This window comes from Sphingobium sp. PAMC28499, from assembly GCF_004795815.1.
Classification (GTDB): Bacteria; Pseudomonadota; Alphaproteobacteria; order Sphingomonadales; family Sphingomonadaceae; genus Sphingobium; species Sphingobium yanoikuyae.
In genome coordinates this window covers 1,143,616-1,160,491 of the sequence record NZ_CP039248.1, presented here as the reverse complement: position 1 = coordinate 1,160,491, position 16,876 = coordinate 1,143,616, and the positions used below count along the sequence as shown (strand labels likewise).

General features: G+C 57.8%; 17 protein-coding genes. 8 read left to right on the top strand and 9 right to left on the bottom strand.

All coding sequences use genetic code 11. The features are described from left to right. Nucleotides 1-88: 88 nt before the first annotated feature. Together E5554_RS05560 and E5554_RS05555 are read left to right on the top strand one after the other, a co-directional pair. A complete protein-coding gene (locus E5554_RS05560; protein WP_247594387.1) occupies nt 89-2,635 on the top strand; it encodes a TonB-dependent receptor in 2,547 nt (848 codons plus the stop codon). Continuing rightward, on the top strand, nt 2,635-4,806 hold the full coding sequence (locus tag E5554_RS05555; RefSeq protein ID WP_136186199.1) for a prolyl oligopeptidase family serine peptidase: 2,172 nt from the start codon (nt 2,635-2,637) through the stop codon (nt 4,804-4,806). The genes E5554_RS05560 and E5554_RS05555 overlap by 1 nt, the downstream gene beginning before the upstream one ends. 8 nt (nt 4,807-4,814) lie before the next feature. On the opposite strand, the gene E5554_RS05550 is transcribed toward E5554_RS05555, so the two are convergent. From E5554_RS05550 to E5554_RS05540, 3 genes are all read right to left on the bottom strand, one after another. Further along, nucleotides 4,815-6,464, bottom strand: a complete 1,650-nt coding sequence (locus E5554_RS05550) for an asparagine synthetase B family protein (protein WP_247594386.1) — start codon at nt 6,462-6,464, stop codon at nt 4,815-4,817. 68 nt (nt 6,465-6,532) lie between these two features. Next, complete coding sequence (locus E5554_RS05545) at nt 6,533-7,171, bottom strand: lasso peptide biosynthesis B2 protein (protein WP_136186197.1); 639 nt, start codon at nt 7,169-7,171, stop codon at nt 6,533-6,535. A 65-nt stretch (nt 7,172-7,236) separates the two neighbouring features. Continuing rightward, nucleotides 7,237-7,374, bottom strand: coding sequence for a benenodin family lasso peptide (locus E5554_RS05540; protein WP_004209709.1), 138 nt, complete (start codon nt 7,372-7,374; stop codon nt 7,237-7,239). An 845-nt stretch (nt 7,375-8,219) separates the two neighbouring features. On the opposite strand from E5554_RS05540, the gene E5554_RS05535 reads away from it, so the two are divergent. From E5554_RS05535 to E5554_RS05515, 5 genes are all read left to right on the top strand, one after another. Continuing rightward, nucleotides 8,220-8,426 (top strand): cold shock domain-containing protein, encoded by a 207-nt coding sequence (locus E5554_RS05535; protein ID WP_004209708.1) that lies wholly within the window; start codon nt 8,220-8,222, stop codon nt 8,424-8,426. Between the two features lie 441 nt (nt 8,427-8,867). Continuing rightward, nucleotides 8,868-9,074 (top strand): hypothetical protein, encoded by a 207-nt coding sequence (locus tag E5554_RS05530; protein WP_004209707.1) that lies wholly within the window; start codon nt 8,868-8,870, stop codon nt 9,072-9,074. Further along, nucleotides 9,058-9,480 (top strand): hypothetical protein, encoded by a 423-nt coding sequence (locus tag E5554_RS05525; protein WP_168708681.1) that lies wholly within the window; start codon nt 9,058-9,060, stop codon nt 9,478-9,480. Before E5554_RS05530 ends, E5554_RS05525 begins: the two co-directional genes overlap by 17 nt. Before the next feature lie 522 nt (nt 9,481-10,002). Then, the gene (locus E5554_RS05520) at nt 10,003-10,212 is read left to right on the top strand and encodes a hypothetical protein (protein ID WP_080572788.1); all 210 of its coding nucleotides are present in this window, start codon (nt 10,003-10,005) and stop codon (nt 10,210-10,212) included. An 8-nt stretch (nt 10,213-10,220) separates the two neighbouring features. Beyond that, complete coding sequence (locus E5554_RS05515; RefSeq protein ID WP_234831964.1) at nt 10,221-10,445, top strand: hypothetical protein; 225 nt, start codon at nt 10,221-10,223, stop codon at nt 10,443-10,445. 337 nt (nt 10,446-10,782) lie between these two features. Here the strand turns inward: E5554_RS05515 and E5554_RS05505 are convergent, their stop codons facing one another. Next, nucleotides 10,783-11,580 carry a spermidine synthase gene (locus E5554_RS05505; protein ID WP_168708680.1) on the bottom strand — a complete coding sequence of 266 codons (798 nt, stop codon included), beginning with the start codon at nt 11,578-11,580 and terminating at the stop codon, nt 10,783-10,785. 334 nt (nt 11,581-11,914) lie between these two features. On the opposite strand from E5554_RS05505, the gene E5554_RS05500 reads away from it, so the two are divergent. Continuing rightward, nucleotides 11,915-12,265, top strand: coding sequence for a response regulator (locus tag E5554_RS05500; RefSeq protein WP_080604549.1), 351 nt, complete (start codon nt 11,915-11,917; stop codon nt 12,263-12,265). 133 nt (nt 12,266-12,398) lie between these two features. Here the strand turns inward: E5554_RS05500 and E5554_RS05495 are convergent, their stop codons facing one another. Genes E5554_RS05495 through trbL form a run of 5 tightly spaced genes read right to left on the bottom strand, consistent with a single transcriptional unit; the run spans nt 12,399 to nt 16,860 of the window. Further along, nucleotides 12,399-12,608, bottom strand: coding sequence for a DUF2274 domain-containing protein (locus tag E5554_RS05495; protein ID WP_136186195.1), 210 nt, complete (start codon nt 12,606-12,608; stop codon nt 12,399-12,401). After that, entirely contained in the window at nt 12,608-13,879 is a 1,272-nt protein-coding gene (locus E5554_RS05490) for a TrbI/VirB10 family protein (protein ID WP_136186194.1), read from the bottom strand. The genes E5554_RS05495 and E5554_RS05490 overlap by 1 nt, the downstream gene beginning before the upstream one ends. Then, complete coding sequence (gene trbG, locus E5554_RS05485) at nt 13,879-14,886, bottom strand: P-type conjugative transfer protein TrbG (protein WP_136186193.1); 1,008 nt, start codon at nt 14,884-14,886, stop codon at nt 13,879-13,881. The genes E5554_RS05490 and trbG overlap by 1 nt, the downstream gene beginning before the upstream one ends. Then, on the bottom strand, nt 14,883-15,566 hold the full coding sequence (gene trbF, locus E5554_RS05480) for a conjugal transfer protein TrbF (RefSeq protein WP_007715083.1): 684 nt from the start codon (nt 15,564-15,566) through the stop codon (nt 14,883-14,885). The genes trbG and trbF overlap by 4 nt, the downstream gene beginning before the upstream one ends. Nucleotides 15,567-15,570: 4 nt before the next feature. After that, complete coding sequence (trbL, locus tag E5554_RS05475) at nt 15,571-16,860, bottom strand: P-type conjugative transfer protein TrbL (RefSeq protein ID WP_136186192.1); 1,290 nt, start codon at nt 16,858-16,860, stop codon at nt 15,571-15,573. Nucleotides 16,861-16,876: the final 16 nt, after the last annotated feature.

The window sequence follows — 16,876 nt, the reverse complement described above, 5'->3', positions numbered from 1 at the left end:
GATCGACGACTAAGGTCGTACCATTTGCAGCGTCAATCCCCCCCAGACGCGCCGATGTGGCGGGTCGGCAAACGCATTGGGGGGAACAATGTCCGTCACGAAGGTTCAAACGATTGCATTGCTCATGGCTGGCGCGGCAGGGGTTATTTCAATCCCAGCAACATGGGCCAAGGACGATCCGGCTATCGTCATCGACTTGCCTGCGCAGACGCTCGACCAATCTCTGCGCGCCGTTGCCTCGAGCGCTGGCTGGGAAATTTACATGTCTGCCAGCGATATCGAGGGCATTGCCGCTGCCCCGCTCAAAGGCAATCTGACCCCGAGTGAAGCTATTGGTCGGCTCCTCAAAACCACCGACCTCGAAGCTAAGATCGTGGAAGGAGCCGTGATCATCCGCTCGAAGTCGATCAGCGATGAAAATTCGAGGGACATCATCACCGTCACCGGCAGCCGGATTACCGGGGCGCCGCCGTCGGCCCCCGTTCGCGTCATAACGGCCGAAGACATGCGCCGCGGCGGAAAAGCGGACCTCGGTGAGGTCATCCGAAGTTCGCCGGTGAATTTTGGCGGAGGGCAGAATCCCGGTGTCGGCACCAGCCAGGGCAACAGCGACGTCAACGTCAACGGATCTTCGTCCCCCAACCTGCTTGGCTTGGGTCCAAATGCCACTTTGACGCTGTTGAATGGCAACCGCCTCAGCTACACCGGTCTTAATTCTGCCGTCGACATCAGCGCCATTCCCGCAACCGCAGTGGATCGTGTCGAAATCATCACGGACGGCGCTTCGGCGATTTACGGCGCCGATGCCGTAGCCGGCGTCGTCAATGTCATTCTGAAGCGCGACTATGAAGGCGTTAGCGCGCTGGCGAGAGTCGGGGGTTCGACCGATGGCGGCAATTTCCAGCAGCAATATAATCTGACGGGTGGCGCCAAGTGGGCCGGAGGCGGAATTCTCGCCGTTCTGGACCATTCGTCCAACTCCGACATTCCAGCATCGAGCCGTTCCTACGCCAAAAGCATGGCGACGGATTCATCGCTTTACCCCAGGCTCGGGCGCGATAGCGCGCTGATAAGCCTCTTCCAGGACATTGGCAGTCAGCTGAAGGCCAATGTCGACCTGATGTACAAGGACGGAAGGCAAGATGTGATCGCCGGCTTCCTTGAGGGACAGCCGCACACCGCCAGCGGCGCGGCGGTCCGGGCAGACACCCGGTCGTGGCTTGTCGCCCCGTCGCTTACGGCCAGCCTTGGCGCATCCTGGAATCTGCATCTCCTGTCGTCGTTCGGCGCCGACAAATCCCAGACTCATTCGGACATCTTCGCGGGAGGCTCGGTTTATGGGGCAAGTTATCGGCAATATGACAATGATGCTCAGTCGATCGAATTGAACGGCGACGGCCCGCTTTTCAGCCTACCGGCCGGCGAGGTTCGCGTTGCATTGGGCGGCGGCTATCGCCGTACCGGCATCGAACTGACCACCACCACATTGGGCGTCACGAGCAACGCCTTCAAGCAGCACAGTGAAAACGGATTTGGTTTCGCCGAACTGCTGGTCCCGATCCTTTCGCCAGCACAGAATTCCCGGCTGGGGCGTGCGCTTCGGCTGACGGGAGCATTCCGCTACGAGGCGAACTCAGGCACGGATTCCGTCGCGCTTCCGAAATTGGGAATCGTCTATGAGCCATTTGATGGCCTGGCGATAAAGGGTAGTTGGGGCCGCTCATTCCGCCTCCCGACCCTATATCAGCGATATGGAAGCTACTCCGCCGTCCTATATCAGACCGCCAGATATGCCACGGGCTTTCCAGCCGACTCGACCATGATAATCTTGGGGGGCGCGAACGCCGACCTGAAACCCGAGAAATCGGAAAGCTGGACCTTCTCGGCGGAATTCCGTCCAGTCGAACATCCCGAATTCACCGGCAGCATCAGCTTTTTCCATTTTGATTACACCGATCGTGTTGCAACGCCACTGACGTCTGCGATCGGCGTACTCAACAATCCGATCTATAACAGCCTCGTCACGCTCGACCCGTCCACCTCCTTGCAACAGTCGCTGATCAGCGGTGCAGCGATCGGTCTGCAGAATGGCACGACCGGCACTTATGATCCCAGCCGGGTCGTCGCAATTCTGGATGGCCGCGACCGAAACATGGCACGCGAGATCTACAAAGGCATCAGCCTTTCCATGCGCTACCTGATCGGAGACCCGGATCGCGAGGCGCTCGATCTCAGCTTCGATGGCAATTGGATCGATAGCAGCAGGCAATTGTTCGACGGCCTGCCGACGGTCGATCTTTCCGGCACCATATTCAACCCGCCCAAGCTCAAGGGCCGGGCCGGAGCCAGCTATGTCACACCGCGGCTCACCCTCTCTGCATTCACCAATCTGAGTTCAAGCATCCTCGATAACCGGAGGCTGCCAGCTTACCGCCTGCGCGCGCTCGCGACCCTCGATCTTTCCGCCATCGCCAAGATGGGAGGCGGATTCGAATTGGGCGCCAATATGCAGAATGTCTTCAACGCCAAGCCCCCGTTGATCGTCACAGGCTCTGGTTATGACACGCCCTTCGATACGACCAATTACTCCCCGATTGGACGCTTTCTCTCCATCCAGATTCGCCGGTCGTGGTGATGTTGATGCGCGTGGGAACATGCCTGGCCATCTTGCTGACACTCGCGGCGGCACAGCCGATGGTGGGCCGTGCGGTCGCGGCTCAAGGCCACTTCTGGACCATGGACGACATATTGGCGATCCCTGCAGTGGCCGGCACCGCGCTGGCCGATGACGGACGAACGCTTGCCTACATCCTTCGGGTCGCAAACCGAAAGGAGAACCGCACGGAGTTCGAACTCCATGTGACTAACTTCCAACCGGATGGAGACAGGATCCTTGCCCGTTCCATCTGGATGGAAAGGCTCCAGGCCGTTCCCGGCAAAATGGCCTGGAGCCTATTGATCGATCAGGGACAAGGCGTTCAGCTCTATCAGTTCGGCAACAACGGCGCCATGCAAGCCCTTGTCGTCAATCCCGAGCCAGTCCTGGTCGGGTCAGCCGATGGTGCACAATTCGGCTATGGCTTCACCGGGCCAGTACGCTTTGGCCTTGCCTATTATGACTGGTCACCCGACGGGCGTCGGCTCTTCTACTCACTGCTGCGCGCGGAGGACGAAAAGGGAGAAATCCGGCATGATGAAGACGTCACGCGGCTGACCATCTATCGGCGACGAGGCCCGAGGGTCACGGCACATTTCTTCCTGAAGGAGGATGGTGGTCCGCCGCTCTGGATCGCTGACGTTTTCGGCCCTGATCGGGTTGGGCGTTATATGGGCGGCATGCCGATCTGGCACGATGATGCGCTCGACTACGCACTTCAGGCAGACAATCTCAATGTGCCCCATATCCAGCGTTACCGCTGGCGGTTCGAGGATCGCAAAAGCCGCCCTCTTGACGAAGGGCCCGCGCTGTTCGCCGATCGCATCGCGGGACCTCATGACGGAACGGTCGCGATCGAGCGCGTCAACCAGCAGCGTCGCTTGAGAGAGCGAACAATCGATGGCCGCTTGATCGACTATGGGGTGCTTGATGCCACATTGTCGGACCCTCGATCTCCTGGACATTGGCGATCTCCAGACGGGAGTGTGGCACTCATAGCAGTCCGCTTCACGAGCGCGGGCCGCTATGGCCTGATCCGCCTAGATACTGCTGGCAGAGTGGCGCGGATCGAGGTTCCTGAAAGCCTGACCCATTGCAGCTTCGCGCCCAGCCTATCCGCAGGCGTCTGCGCGCGCGAGGGTGTGACGCGGGCGCCATCCTTCGTACGGGTCACGGTCGACACAGGAAGGATAGAGGCGCTTCAACCCCTGTCGCCGCGACATGATGCGATTACGCCGCTTCGCGTGGAAACCCGCATCCTGACAAACGCCTATGGATACCGTGCGCGAAGCCTGATCATTTATCCTCGAGCGTATAAATCCGGGCAGCGCTACCCCGCTGTGCTTGTCACGCATGGTTCCGACGCGGATGAACGGTTCGGGTCGAAGGATATACAATGGGATTATCCGATTCAGCTCTTCGCTGAACGCGGATATATGGTCATACTGGCCAATGAGCCCGACGTCTCGCAAAGCGACGAGCTGGTAAAGGCTTCGGCAGATCGCAACATGTGCGGCGGGGCAACGCCGCCTGCGGAAATACAGCGTCTGGGGTGGCTCAATCAGCTCGAGAGCTTCCGTGTAATATTGCATGCGCTTGATACAGAAGGCCTGATCGATCCCAGGCATGTCGGCATTGCAGGGTACAGCTATGGCTCCCAGATCGCGAATGTTGCCGTCACCCAGGCTGATCTGTTTTCAGCTGCATCCAGCGGCGATGGGGGGTTTCTCGAACCAACCAGCTATCGCACGCACCAATGCGTATACCGGGCTATCTATGGCGGGGCTCCTGGCGATCCTGTTGCCCAGCCAAATTATGCCGCTTTGGCCCCTTCCTATCGAGCGCGCTTCGCTCAGGCGCCCGTGCTGCAGCAAATCGCCGAACCACATGAGTCCGCGATCGATTTCCATCAGGCATTGCGCGCTGCGCAGATCCCCTCGGAAATATCACTTTATCCCGGAGAGAGCTGGGCGTCGGACGAGACGCATTTTTTCCATCTGCCCTCAAATCAGCTGGGCGCCATGGCGGAGAATCTGGAGTGGTTTGATTATTGGCTACGGGATCTTCCACCCTCAACTGGACCGGATGGCGCGCGACGCGCGCGATGGGAGGCCATGCGGCTTGCGCGGCCCAAGTCAGGCGATCGATGATCGCCGAGCTAGCCGGCCCACTGGCGAGCCCAGCTTTCCACCCCGGCAAGACCGAGCAGGCGGCGGGCATCCGCTCGGTCATAGGCCGGTCTGCCTGACGGCGCATCCGGCGGGGGCACAGCGCATATGAGGTCATGCTCAGCGAGGAAGCCGGACTTGAGGAAGGACAATATCTTGCGCTCATTGTCCCAATAATATCGGTCGAGAAAGCCCGCCGGCCCGCCTTTGGTCCGGCGGGCGGTAATGGCAGGCGGCAGATCGGACGAAAAGGCGCGGCGCGCCATGGAGCGATCGATCCCGCCTTCCACCCATTGCCAGCTGGGTATGCCCAGGCAGACCTCCATGACCGACTGGGCCAGTAACGGCGCGATTGTCGGTGGCTGGACGCGCCGGTCATGAAATCCTTCATAGCCTACAGCTCGGGATAATGCGCGAATATGCGCGGCTGCGCCGGGTGCGAGGCCCTCGGGCGGTGTCAGCCAAGGATGGATAGCGATCCTCTCCTTCGCCGCATTCAATCTTTCGATGTTGAGAAAGCCAGAAGTGCCTTGCGCTGCTTTGCGCGGACCACGTGCGAGATGCCGCAAGATATAAAGCAGAATGGTGGCATAGGAAGCGTCGTGCAATCTCGAAACATCCTGGATCGAGGCGATAACAGCCTTGGCGCCCGCTGCGTCCCGATAGCGATCTAGGATCGGCACAATCGAATGGGTCATTCCAAAGACATTATCGCCGCCATGGCCCGTGAAGAACGCCGCAATATTATGTTGTGCTGCAACCATGGCCTGAGCCTTGGCAGTGCTTTGGGCATAATGGGCCATCAGCGGACGCGCAGCATGTGCGACAATGGGCTGCTCAACATCGATGGCATCCAGGTCGTACGGATAGATGTCGAGCGGCATGTCGAGCGCTTGGGCAACAAGCTGCGCATAGTATGTCTCATCACCCTCGCGGTCGGTCCAACGCATATGGAAGCCCCGAGGCGAAGAAGTCGCCCCGGCGAGCCCCGCGCAGACGATCGAAGAATCCAGTCCACCCGACAGGCCCGACGAGATCGAGGCGAACTCACCAGCCCAAGTTTTGATCGCGTCGAGAACGGTGGCGCGCAGATGTTCGATCGAGGCAGGGCCAAGGCGCGCACCGGCTATATAGTCCCAAGGTTGCCAGAGAAGGTCCGAGCGCTGCTTTGATGGCCCGATGTGTAGCCGCCCGCCCGGCACAATTTCCCGCACTCCGCAGAGGCATGTCTGTTCGCCAGCGTGGAACGGATGCCACATGTGGAGAAGCAGCGCGTCCAGATCGACAGATATTCCATCTGATGCCGCGAAGGGAGATGTGCCCACCTGAGGCGCAATGACGATGCCCCCGTCAATCTCTCTCCAAAAAGCCGGCAGACCACCGGAGGGATCGCGGATTATGACGATGTCGCCGCCAGCAATCTGGAAGATGGCGACATAACTGCCCCAATAATCGCGTATCAGACTTTGCCCATGGGTTATGATGGCCGCATTGGTTTCGGCCGCGTTGAGCTCCTTGACCCGCCGACTGGGTAGCGCCTTCGTAAACAGATGCCCGATTATCGCGCCCTGCGTGCCGATCATCACGACAGGGTCGGACGTCCAAAGGTTGATAGGCACCGCGAGCGGCACCTTTGACATCTGGTCTGTCGCTGCACCTTTGGATCCGGCAGGCGCGCAGCGGACATAAGCCAGATAGCGCGACGCACTCATCTCGCCAGGATAGGTTCGAAAGCGGTGATCCGATCGACTCTGTCGGCCATCAGCCTGTCTTCGCACTGAACCCAACAATGCGCCGCGATCGGCAACTGTACGCCAATCACCAGGGTCGCCTGGTGGCCGAAGCGTCGCAACATCCGCGAAATCGCGATGCTGCGCGCAAGACAGTGATTATCGAGCGGCAGAAACTGCCGCAGGAGGTAGAATGCAGCGGCGACCATGGCTTCGCTGAAGATTGGCAGTTTCAACTGCGGCCTCCCTGCCCCCACCTCGACGCGATCCAAGATGGTCCGCAGCGCGTCGCGACGGACCTGAATCACAGCAATGGACAATGCAACAAGCGCCACTGGTGCCAAGAGCCAACCATGTCTGAGCTTGATCAGATCCAGATGACTGCATGTCGGAGCTACGGGTGCCGCTGCGCCTTCTGCGTCCATTATGGCCGGATCGAGCAGTCCTGCTCGGACCAGGGCCGCAATGTTCTCAGGGCCTGGCTTTGTTGCGAGGAGGGCGGTCAGATGGTCTCTGGTTGGCCCGCGGACAAGCTGATATCGCTCGCTCGCAATATTGAGAATTACGGGCGTCTGTCCGATCAGGCAGGCATGTAAATTTCGTCCTATCTGTCGCATTGCGATTTCCTTCCGCAAATCAAAAGGGCGCGCCGCTTTGGATGAGCGGTGCGCCCTTTCGACCTTCAGTCTTCGTCGGAAATGCCGGAAGCCTTGTACAGCGTGCCGTTGCCATCATCCTGGCCGATCAGCAGAACGCCGCGGGTGAGTTCGACTGCATCTCCCAAATCGACGATATCCTGCGAATGTGCATCACGTTCCATGGTCATTCTCCTTCAAATCAGCGACTCCATGTCGCAATTCGAAAGATTTCACGGAAACAATTCACCATCCATTTTATAATTACATTATAATCTATGAACAATTATCCCGATGCCACGGGGATGTGCTAATAGTGACCGAGCAGTGAGGGCGTGCGTTGGGCACACGCACTGACCCCTTTAGCCTTTCAGCCTGGACATGCGGGCCAGTCGCCCGGTCACCATCCACAATTGACTTTGTGGAAGAAGGAGACTGTTGCGACATATCTTGTTGCACAAGATAAATTGCCCCCACTTTGATACCTATCTGGCCCTTCGCGGCCAGTGATTGCATATTTGTCTGAGGTCTCGTCAAAGCGGCAGACCTGCATTCTCCTCGCAACCCAAGGGGATTATCCCTTCGCTGCCATGCACCCATTCCGGCGCTCGTCGACTGCTCTGCCGTGTCGTCAAACGGACATGCGAAATTGCAGCAAATCTTCGATAAAGTCCCATATTCGCCATGCTCAAGAATGAGAGCGGCAACAGATTCAGTGGGGAATGCGGTTTCTTCAGAACCATTTTGGAGACACATCCATAGTGCCTGAAATATAATTAGAAACGTCCGCAGCGATAATTATAATAATCATTATTGCCCGATAGCAGTGAAATTTACATCGGAAATTTCTTATTTCAACCAATATTAAATTGTTCGTTTGACATTTCCCAAATATAATATATTTTCAATAGTGCTTAACGTCGCCTGCGACGAAATTTGCATCCTATTTGGGTGTCGTTTCCTTACTTGCGCTATCAGCTTCACCTGCAATTCCGCGGGTGGATTCTCTGTTTTCGTGAAGGGAACGCCCATGCCTATCGGCACCGTAAAATTCTTTAATTCTGACAAGGGGTACGGCTTCCTCGCCCCCGAGGACGGCGGTCCGGACAGTTTTGTCCATATTTCTGCCGTAGAGCGTGCGGGAATGATAACGCTCCATAAGGATCAGCGTCTGAGCTACGAAGTCGAAGCAGATCGACGAGGCAAGCAGTCGGCCGTGAACCTGGAAGCCGCGTAAATTACGAAGTCGAGTTTTTATTTTACACTGCCAGCGCGGCATTGCGTCGCGCTGGCTTGCCGTCTTGTCTTTGCTTAAACATCGGATAGCGGTTAAGTACCACATAATTGCCCGAAATATGGGCAATTGCCGCCGGCCAAGTGACAGCGGCCTAATGCTCCGGCTTTTTTCTTTTGCCTTATGTGCCGGCGAAAGACGTCGTTGAGCGAGACTTTTTCATTACATCACATGCCAAGATGCGTGTTTCAGGAATATCATGAATCTCAGTATCCGTTCGAATATGGCTCATGCCAAATTATCGCCCGCGACTGGCAAAACGCCGCGTTCATTTTACCAAAACGTCCCTTTGGGCACTCTGCCCGTGCGCGAATTGCGCAGGGCTGTCGCTGAAATGATCGATTGACGTCCGTCGCAACGACATCCAACTCGCAGGAGATCGACATGCCCGCCACGATCGACTTCTACCTGGCCCGCGTCGCACAATGTGACAAAGAGGCGCAGGAAACCAATCTGGCGAATGTGAAAGAGCGCTGCCTGCGGTCAAAAGCTGCATGGCAGATCATGTCTGATCGCGCTTTGCTGGTCCAGATCGACCGCAAAAGACAAGCGCTGGACAAGATGCGAAAAAAGGATGAGCATCTTGATTAAGCGGGCTGGAAGACGGTTCGACGGTCCATATCTATCTTCGGATCAGATCGAGCGCCAAGGGCATATTCTTGAACTTGCCATAGCCCGATTGGGCTCTCAGGGCGCCATCGCATTTCTGAACGGCGAAGAGCCCGGCCTCGGCGGCCGACCACTAGATATCGCGGTAAAAAGCTCTTCGGGGCTTGAGGCGGTAAAGCGAATTCTCGAAGAACTCAGAAAGATATTGTCAGATTTATCATTGATGTTTTTGCGCTTAAGCATCCGCGCATCGTTGCCCGATGGCCAAGGGCTGGGTCACGAACAGCGCAAGGTCGCGCTGATGAATATGCGGAACCCCGACCATAAGCCAACAAGCTTGGGATGCAGTCCAGCACCGTCATCTCCACTGTCAAGGCGATGGGTATGAAGGCAGTTCCATTGGGCTGGCGGCAAAACAGGCGTGGATGGGCAGGGGAAGGCAGCCCGCCAGGCCATCCATGGTCATGAGCGGGCGCAGCATTTGCTGTCAGCGCCAGGTGAGTGAGCGCATTTCTTGGTTGCCAACCAATTATGCCGAATTCTCGAACAGAGTGGAGGAGCGGCATATTGGATGGCTGGGACGATCTGAAGATCGATGAATTATGAAAATCTATAAAACTTGTTATGATGTTAAATAGATATCAAAGTGAATATGGTATAATATAATTTTTTCAAAATAATTAATGGTGCCATACATATTTGATCTCAAATATCATGCATTATATTTTATGAAATATCGTTGCTATGTCGATTCAATAATTTTTAAGGTTTTTCGTGTGATTTCTAAATTGAATCATGGACATTGAGAATATTATTTGATAAACAGAATTATTGCGCGAAATTTGCTGCAAGCATTCGCCGTGACAGAGAGACCAACGTGCTCCCGCTTGCCAGCTGAGGGAGCCCATCCGTGGAAGATCTAAATTATTTGCTCAAGCGCGAGCAGGAAGAGTTGCTGCGTGCCCAAAGCGCGCATTGCCGGGCTGCCTCCCATGCGCATCAGCGTTTGGCCAACGGTTATGCGCAGCGCATTCGGGAGCATGTGCACCCCTATCGATCGCAGCGTCCCGATGGTTCAGCCCCTTTCGCTTTGAACGAGCAGCGGGGGGAGCGGATATGAGCAGGGCCATGAACATCATGGAATCAGCCGACGCCGTGCGGCTGGTCTGCCAAAAAAACGGCTTCAGGATTTCGGTTCTCGAAGCGCTCGACTCTGGCGGCGTGCGGATCGTTCTGCTTGACCCACGGGATGCCGATGCACTTCGCGTTTTAATGAAGGGTAAGCTGATTGAAGGTTCTGTCACACGCTCCCGGTCGCATGTGGCCCGCCACCATCCGCCGTCAGCACGATGAATATGGCCATGGGTCGGTTCGACTATCTTAACCGCCGGAGGTTGGCCGAGTTGAAGCATGCTGAGCTTGCGGAGAATCCTGCGATCAGAGCCAGACACGAGGATTTGGCTCGTGCCTATGCGAAGATCATTTCCGTGTTGCAACGCGAAGAGGCTTCATCGCCTCTACAGCAGTGGCAATTCTGAACTAACCCGGCCAAGTGCCATCACGACAAATCAAATGGGAGTCTCCGGTTTACTGACCTGAGAACGACGATGCCTGCCAAGCCCGGTCGCGCGCTGTAGCGAATGGAAGCCTGGCAGGCTCAGTCTCATGCTTGAAAAGCTGGTACGGACTGTCAGGCCCCGCCCTTGGCTGCGAACCAGATATTGTGCCAGCGTTCGGCGCTGCCGCTAAAGGCTGGCAACAAGATCTCATCCAGACAGAATCCGGCCTGCTCCAGCCTTTCGGCAAATGCGTCATCGCTGTAGGCTGACCATATCGACAGTAGGCCGCCCGGTTTCAGTGCTGCATACGCCATTTCCAAGCCGTCGGTCGAATAAAGCCTGTCGTTGCTTTTTCTGATGAAACCGTCTGGACCATTATCGACGTCGAGCAGAATGGCATCGAAGCGATCCTTCTCATGGGTAATGACATCAAACACGTCGGCCAATTGAATTCTGACTCGCGGATCTGTCAGATTGGTACCGAACAAGTGCATCAGAGGTCCGTTAGCCCAGCTTATGATTTTGGGCACGAGCTCGGCAACCGTGATGGTCGCGCTTTGTGACCAGGCGTCGAGCGCAGCCGCGAGCGTGAAGCCCATGCCGAGGCCGCCAATCAAAATATTGCCATCGCGCTGAGCAAGACGCTCTTGGGTCAGCCTTGCGAGAGCCTTTTCGGATTCATGATCCCGGCTGCCCATCAACTCATCATCGCCGAACTGGATCGAGAACTCTGTCCCACACTGGAGGAGGTGAAGCTGGCCACCGCCCGGAATATCGGCAATATCGACCGTAATTATCGGGAGGCTTTTGTCCGATCCTGCCCCGTTTTCCTGTACTCCTTTCCTTTCTGGGGATGCGCCTCTGCCATTCCAGGCGTCATTGGAGGCAGGGGGCGACGACCGCGCAATGCGCGTTCCGCTATAGTTCATGGAATTCCTGTCGCGTTCTGGATCAAGCGCGCCGTAAACCGAAGTGGCGTCGATTACGCGGTGACACCGAACCATGCCTGCCTTTTGGAGGCATGGCAAGGAAGGCTATACCGCACGGTGTAGCCTTGGAGACTGCGATTTGGCGGGAAATAGCCAATGCGTCTCGACCAACAATATAGGGGCACCACAATTAGTCGCTGAAATATAAAATGAATTTCGGAACTTAATCCATATCAATCCGCTTACAGCCTATCGGTGACATGTTCGGCGCATCACCGACTGAGAGACATTGTGCTCCCGCTGCAAGGGAGAACATATGCTATCAGGATTCTGCGTGCTGATCGTCGAGGATGATCCGCTTATTGCAATGGCGCTTTGCGAAAATGTAGAAGCCGTAGGCGGTACAGTTGCCGGGCCGTTTTCAGCCGTCAGTGAAGCCGTCAATTTCCTTACCCAGGCCAAGATTGACGCTGCCATCGTTGACGCAAATCTCCGGGATCGCGATGTGACGCCTCTAGCACTTTTGCTGATAGAAAGCGCAATACCGTTCCTAGTGTACAGCGCTGCCGGACTTCCTCCAGAACTGCAAGCGCGGCATCCTCACTTGCCGCTTGTTATGAAGCCTGGCCAACCGGTCGAAAGGCTCAGGTCACTGCTTGGAGACAGTGCAAATGGCGCATCCTGATGCTCACACCTCCCATCATCGGTTGCGGCAGGGACAAAGTGAGAGTCTGATTGCTGGACAGTAACCTGCTGCACCAGACTCATTTCTTGGGATTATTTTATCACGCAGAAGTTTGTCGAAGGCCGTTTGGGCATCATCCTCTTCTGAAACCCCGATCACTGGCCATGAAACGCTCCAGCATCGGGCCGATCAACCGCTCAATTGCCATGGGATGGGTCAGTCCTGTGTCGCTAGCGTGGATGCGCGCATAAGCCGTCAGATCCCGATGTACCGCAGCGGAAAGTTCGACCGCGATTTTGACTGGCTTATCATCCTCGATCGGTCCTAGCTTGAGTTTGACCATCACTTCTGCCCTTCCCATGGTTCCAATATGATGTCTCGCTTCACCATCACGCGCAGAGGATGGCCAGGTCTGATGGTGAGTGTCGGAGGAATCGTCAGTTGCTGCCCGATGATCTGTCGGCCTGCCTGACTGATGCTGTCCTGCGTGCCATATCGCAGCGCTCGCACGAGACTTCCGTCATCGTCGGCCATAACCTCGGTCCCCATGTTCAACAGGGTCGAGATGAATGCTGCGCCGAGCAAGCCGGCCCAATGATTGTCCACACCATCCTGCAGGCCCGACCTGCCGGACTGATCGGCGCCCTGAAGCCGGTCGAGCAGAATCGAACGGCTGTCGGGAAAAATAAGGCGGTCCCAGGCGATCAATATCCTCTGCTGTCCCGCTGCGGTCGCACTGTCATATTCGCCGATCAGCCGAGACCCTTGCGGGATGAGCAGGATCTGGCCCGACGGGCTATCATAAACATTTTCCGTCACCTGCGCGGTGATAAGGCCGGGAAGATCGGATCGGATTCCTGTGATCAGCGCAGCAGGGATGACATTGCCCGCCTGCACGACATAGGGCGATGCCGAATTCGCAACGCGCTGTGTGCTTGCCTCGGCGATAGCGACAGGCGCCAGAAACGTGCGCCTATTCGTATCGGCGGTTCGGGACTGGAGGGGCTGGCTTTCAGCTTCAGCCCTCGGGTCCCGGGGCGCTCTGGCCTCCGCTGGCAGCACCCCGTCCGGTTCATTCGCCCTTGCAACCGTTGGCGCTGAGGCAAGAAACAATCTGCTCGATAGCGCGGCCTCACGCATGCTCCTCTGGCGCTCCCGCTCTTGCTGGCGCGCCGTCAGGCGCTCATCGCTGGGTGGCGAGCGGCCGGGGTTTGTCAGACTTGGCTGTTGTTGCGCTTCAAGCAGCGGCTGTCCCGGGACGTCGGTTAATGGCACCCCCAATTTGGGAATTTTGGAATAGTCGTCGGGTGCTGAGGCTATGGTTTCGGCTTTGATGCGGCCGTGCGAGACCGGTATGTTTTCGACGCCCTCGATCGTCTTTGGCCGCAGGGCATAGATCAATGTTCCGGCAATGCAGATGCAACTGACGGCCGCCAGAAGCCCGATCGCTTTCCGGGACAGACGCATGGCCGGCGGCGAGGCCGCCCGCAACGCAACCGCCTCAGAATTTTTGTCTTTTGATACATTGGCGGGCGGGATGTCGTCATGTTTATCGATCTCGACTTGGTCCTCGACCTTGTCGCCCGGCTTGCTGCTATTTTCTGCGCTGCTCATTATCGGCTTGCCCGATGAACTGGCTTCGGGTCGATCCGTTCGATGCGCACCAGCTTGCTGGTTTTCTTGTCCCCAAGCCTCAGTTCCGCTGCGCTGAAAAGGCGATCGACGATCATGAAGTGCCCCTGCACGCGGTAATTAACGAGCTCGGCCGATCCTGACGCACCCGTGACAAAAAGCGGTGGCATTTCTCCGGTCGCGATGTCCGAGGGAAACTCGATCAAGACCTGACGGCCATCGTCAAACGCACGCAGCGGGCGCCAGGCAGGCAGATCCCCTTTTATCTGGTAATGGAAGTTCAGGGATGCCAGATCCAACCCCGTCGCGACCGGCGCATTGCGGCTTTCCTGCGCCGCTGCAGCTTTCAATGCGAACAGCGCATCCTGTGGATAAGTCCAGGACACCGATGCCATGTAGGTCGATGGCGTCCCGTTCAGTTCGAGATGGTAGGTGCGTCTGTTCGTGTTGATGATGAGGTTGGTGGCGATATCGCCTCTCGTCGGCTTCACCAGCACATGAACGCGCAGCGAGGAGCCACTCCCGCTCACCGTATCGCCGATGATCCAGCGTACAGTGTCGCCGACGGCGATCGGACCGGCGCCTACAAGTTCCTCGCCTTCCTGTAGCATGATGTCGGTAACTTGCCCGGGCGCAGCATAGACCTGATAGAGCGCGCCAGCTGCGAATGCATAGCGCTGCATAGCATTCACATAATCGCCCTGGCTGGGCTGGATACGAGCCGCTGTGTTGGCTGATTTCACATCCCGCTGAGGCGCAGCCGGAAGCGTCCGGACGACATGCGGCACAGGCTTGAGCTGCCCCGGCAGTGGCATGGGCACCGGAAGTGGCACGACTTTGATTGTGGCGTTGCTGGAGGAGCGCTTTGCCGCTGCCATTTCTCCGCTGTCCTGCGCATATGCGGGCGCCATCGACAGAGACGCGACCATGAACGCGACCAGCAAGGGGACGGCACCGCCGGCAACCAGGGAGGGGCGAGGCTTTGTCACTGTCCGAACTCCTTTGACCAGTTGAGGGCATCGACGAAGATTCCGAGCGGGTTTCTGGTGAGGACGTCCTCGGATTGAGGAGGCTGGAGCGCCACGGTCAGGATTGCCGACCATCGGCTGGTGTCGCTCAATATGCCCTGCTCATAGCGTCGTTCGACCCAGGCGATCCTGAAGCTGTCATCCGAGGCGCGGATGACGCTCGATATCTCGACTGCCACCTGAATTCGCCCGACCTTGGTGAAAGGATCATCGCGCCGCACATATTCGCTCAGTGCTGCCGCCCCCCTGTCGGTCGTGAAGTCATAGGCGCGCAGCCAGTTCTGACGCAGGATGATGGGATCCGTCGGCAGGCTCCTGACCTGCTCGACAAAGCGGGCGAGATGAAAGGCGATCTGGGGATCCGTCGGGCGATAGTCGCGCGTTGCGGGTGCCACCGCCTGCGCCTGCCCAAGCTTGTCGACCTCGACGATCCAGGGCGTCACGGTTCCGCGCGCCATTTGCCACAGCAGCCCGATGCTCATCGTCGTGGAGAGAGCCAGGCTGGCGAAGAATGCCAGGCGCCAGTTGCGCGCCTGCACGCGTGACGAACCAATCCGGTCATCCCAGACTTGAGCGGCCCGCTGATATGGGGTCACTGCTTCGGGCGACTTTCCATAATGGACCGATGTTCGCTGGAACATGATGTCAGTTCCTTTCGCTGATATCCGGGCCGGCGCCGCCACCATGGCTGTCGCCGCTTTTGAGCGTCTGGCTGGCGACGGTGGCGCCGTGGCTGATCATCTGGCGTCGCTTCATAGCCATCGCCCAATGCGGCACATGGCCAGCGCCATCCTGGGCGATCGCGCCTGAAGACTGTCCTGTGGCGCCTGAACGCCCTTGTGCAAAACCATCCTTGAGACCAGCGGCGCTGTTGCGCAGCGGCGAGGCAAGCGATGCCGCAGCGCTCTTTGCGACCTCTGCCAGACCACCGCCCACCGCGGACGCACCGGATTTCCCACTGGCGCCAGCTGAATAGGCCCGTGTTGCAGCGCCAGCGATCCGGGCGCCGCTCGCTGCCGCGCTGCCTGCCGCGCTTCCGATGGCGCCGGCTGCCAGCCTTCCACCCGCGCCGCCAGCTGCCAGGGTCGCCGCCGCTGCGACCGCCGTACCCGCTGCGCTCCCGGCGCCAAGCTGCGGACCGCCCGAGACGATCCCATTGGCTATGCCGGGACCGAAAATGCCGAGCCCCAAGAGCGTCAGTGCAGCAAGGGCTGTCGACATCACCTGTGCCAGGTTCGGTTCGGCGGGGATGCCAGCGGTCGTAAAGCGTGCGAACAAGCTCGTTCCGATCCCAGTTATCACCGCAAGGACAAGCAGTTTGATCCCGGACGAGATCACATGCGCGAGCACGCGCTCGGCCATGAACGCAGTTCGACCAAAGAAGGCGAAGGGGAGCAGGACAAAGCCCGCGAGCGTCACCAGCTTGAACTCCACGATCGTCACGAAAATCTGGATCGCGAGGATGAAGAAGGCGAGCACGACGATCAGCCAGGCAAGGAGCAGGATCATGATCTGGACGAAGTTGGTGAAGAGACCGACCGGACCCAACAGGTCAGCCGTCGCATCGAGCAGCGGCGCGCCGGCATCGAGGCCAGTGGCGGCGACCGTACCGGGTCTCAGAAAATCGCCGATAGCCAGTCCGCTTCCCGAAGCCTTGAGCCCTAATCCCGCAAAACTCTGGAACAGGATCGTCGCAAGCGTTGAGAAATTGCCGATGATGAAGGCGAACAGACCGATATAGAGCGTCTTTCGGACAAGACGCTGGAGGATATCCTCGTCGGCGCCCCAAGCCCAGAACAGGGCTGCAAGCGTCACATCGATGGCGATGAGACTCGAGGAGAGGAAGCCGACCTCACCACCCAGCAAGCCGAAACCGCTATCGATATAGGTGGTGAAGACGAGGAGGAACTCGTCGATGACGTCTGTGTCAGTCATGGCTGACGATCCGACG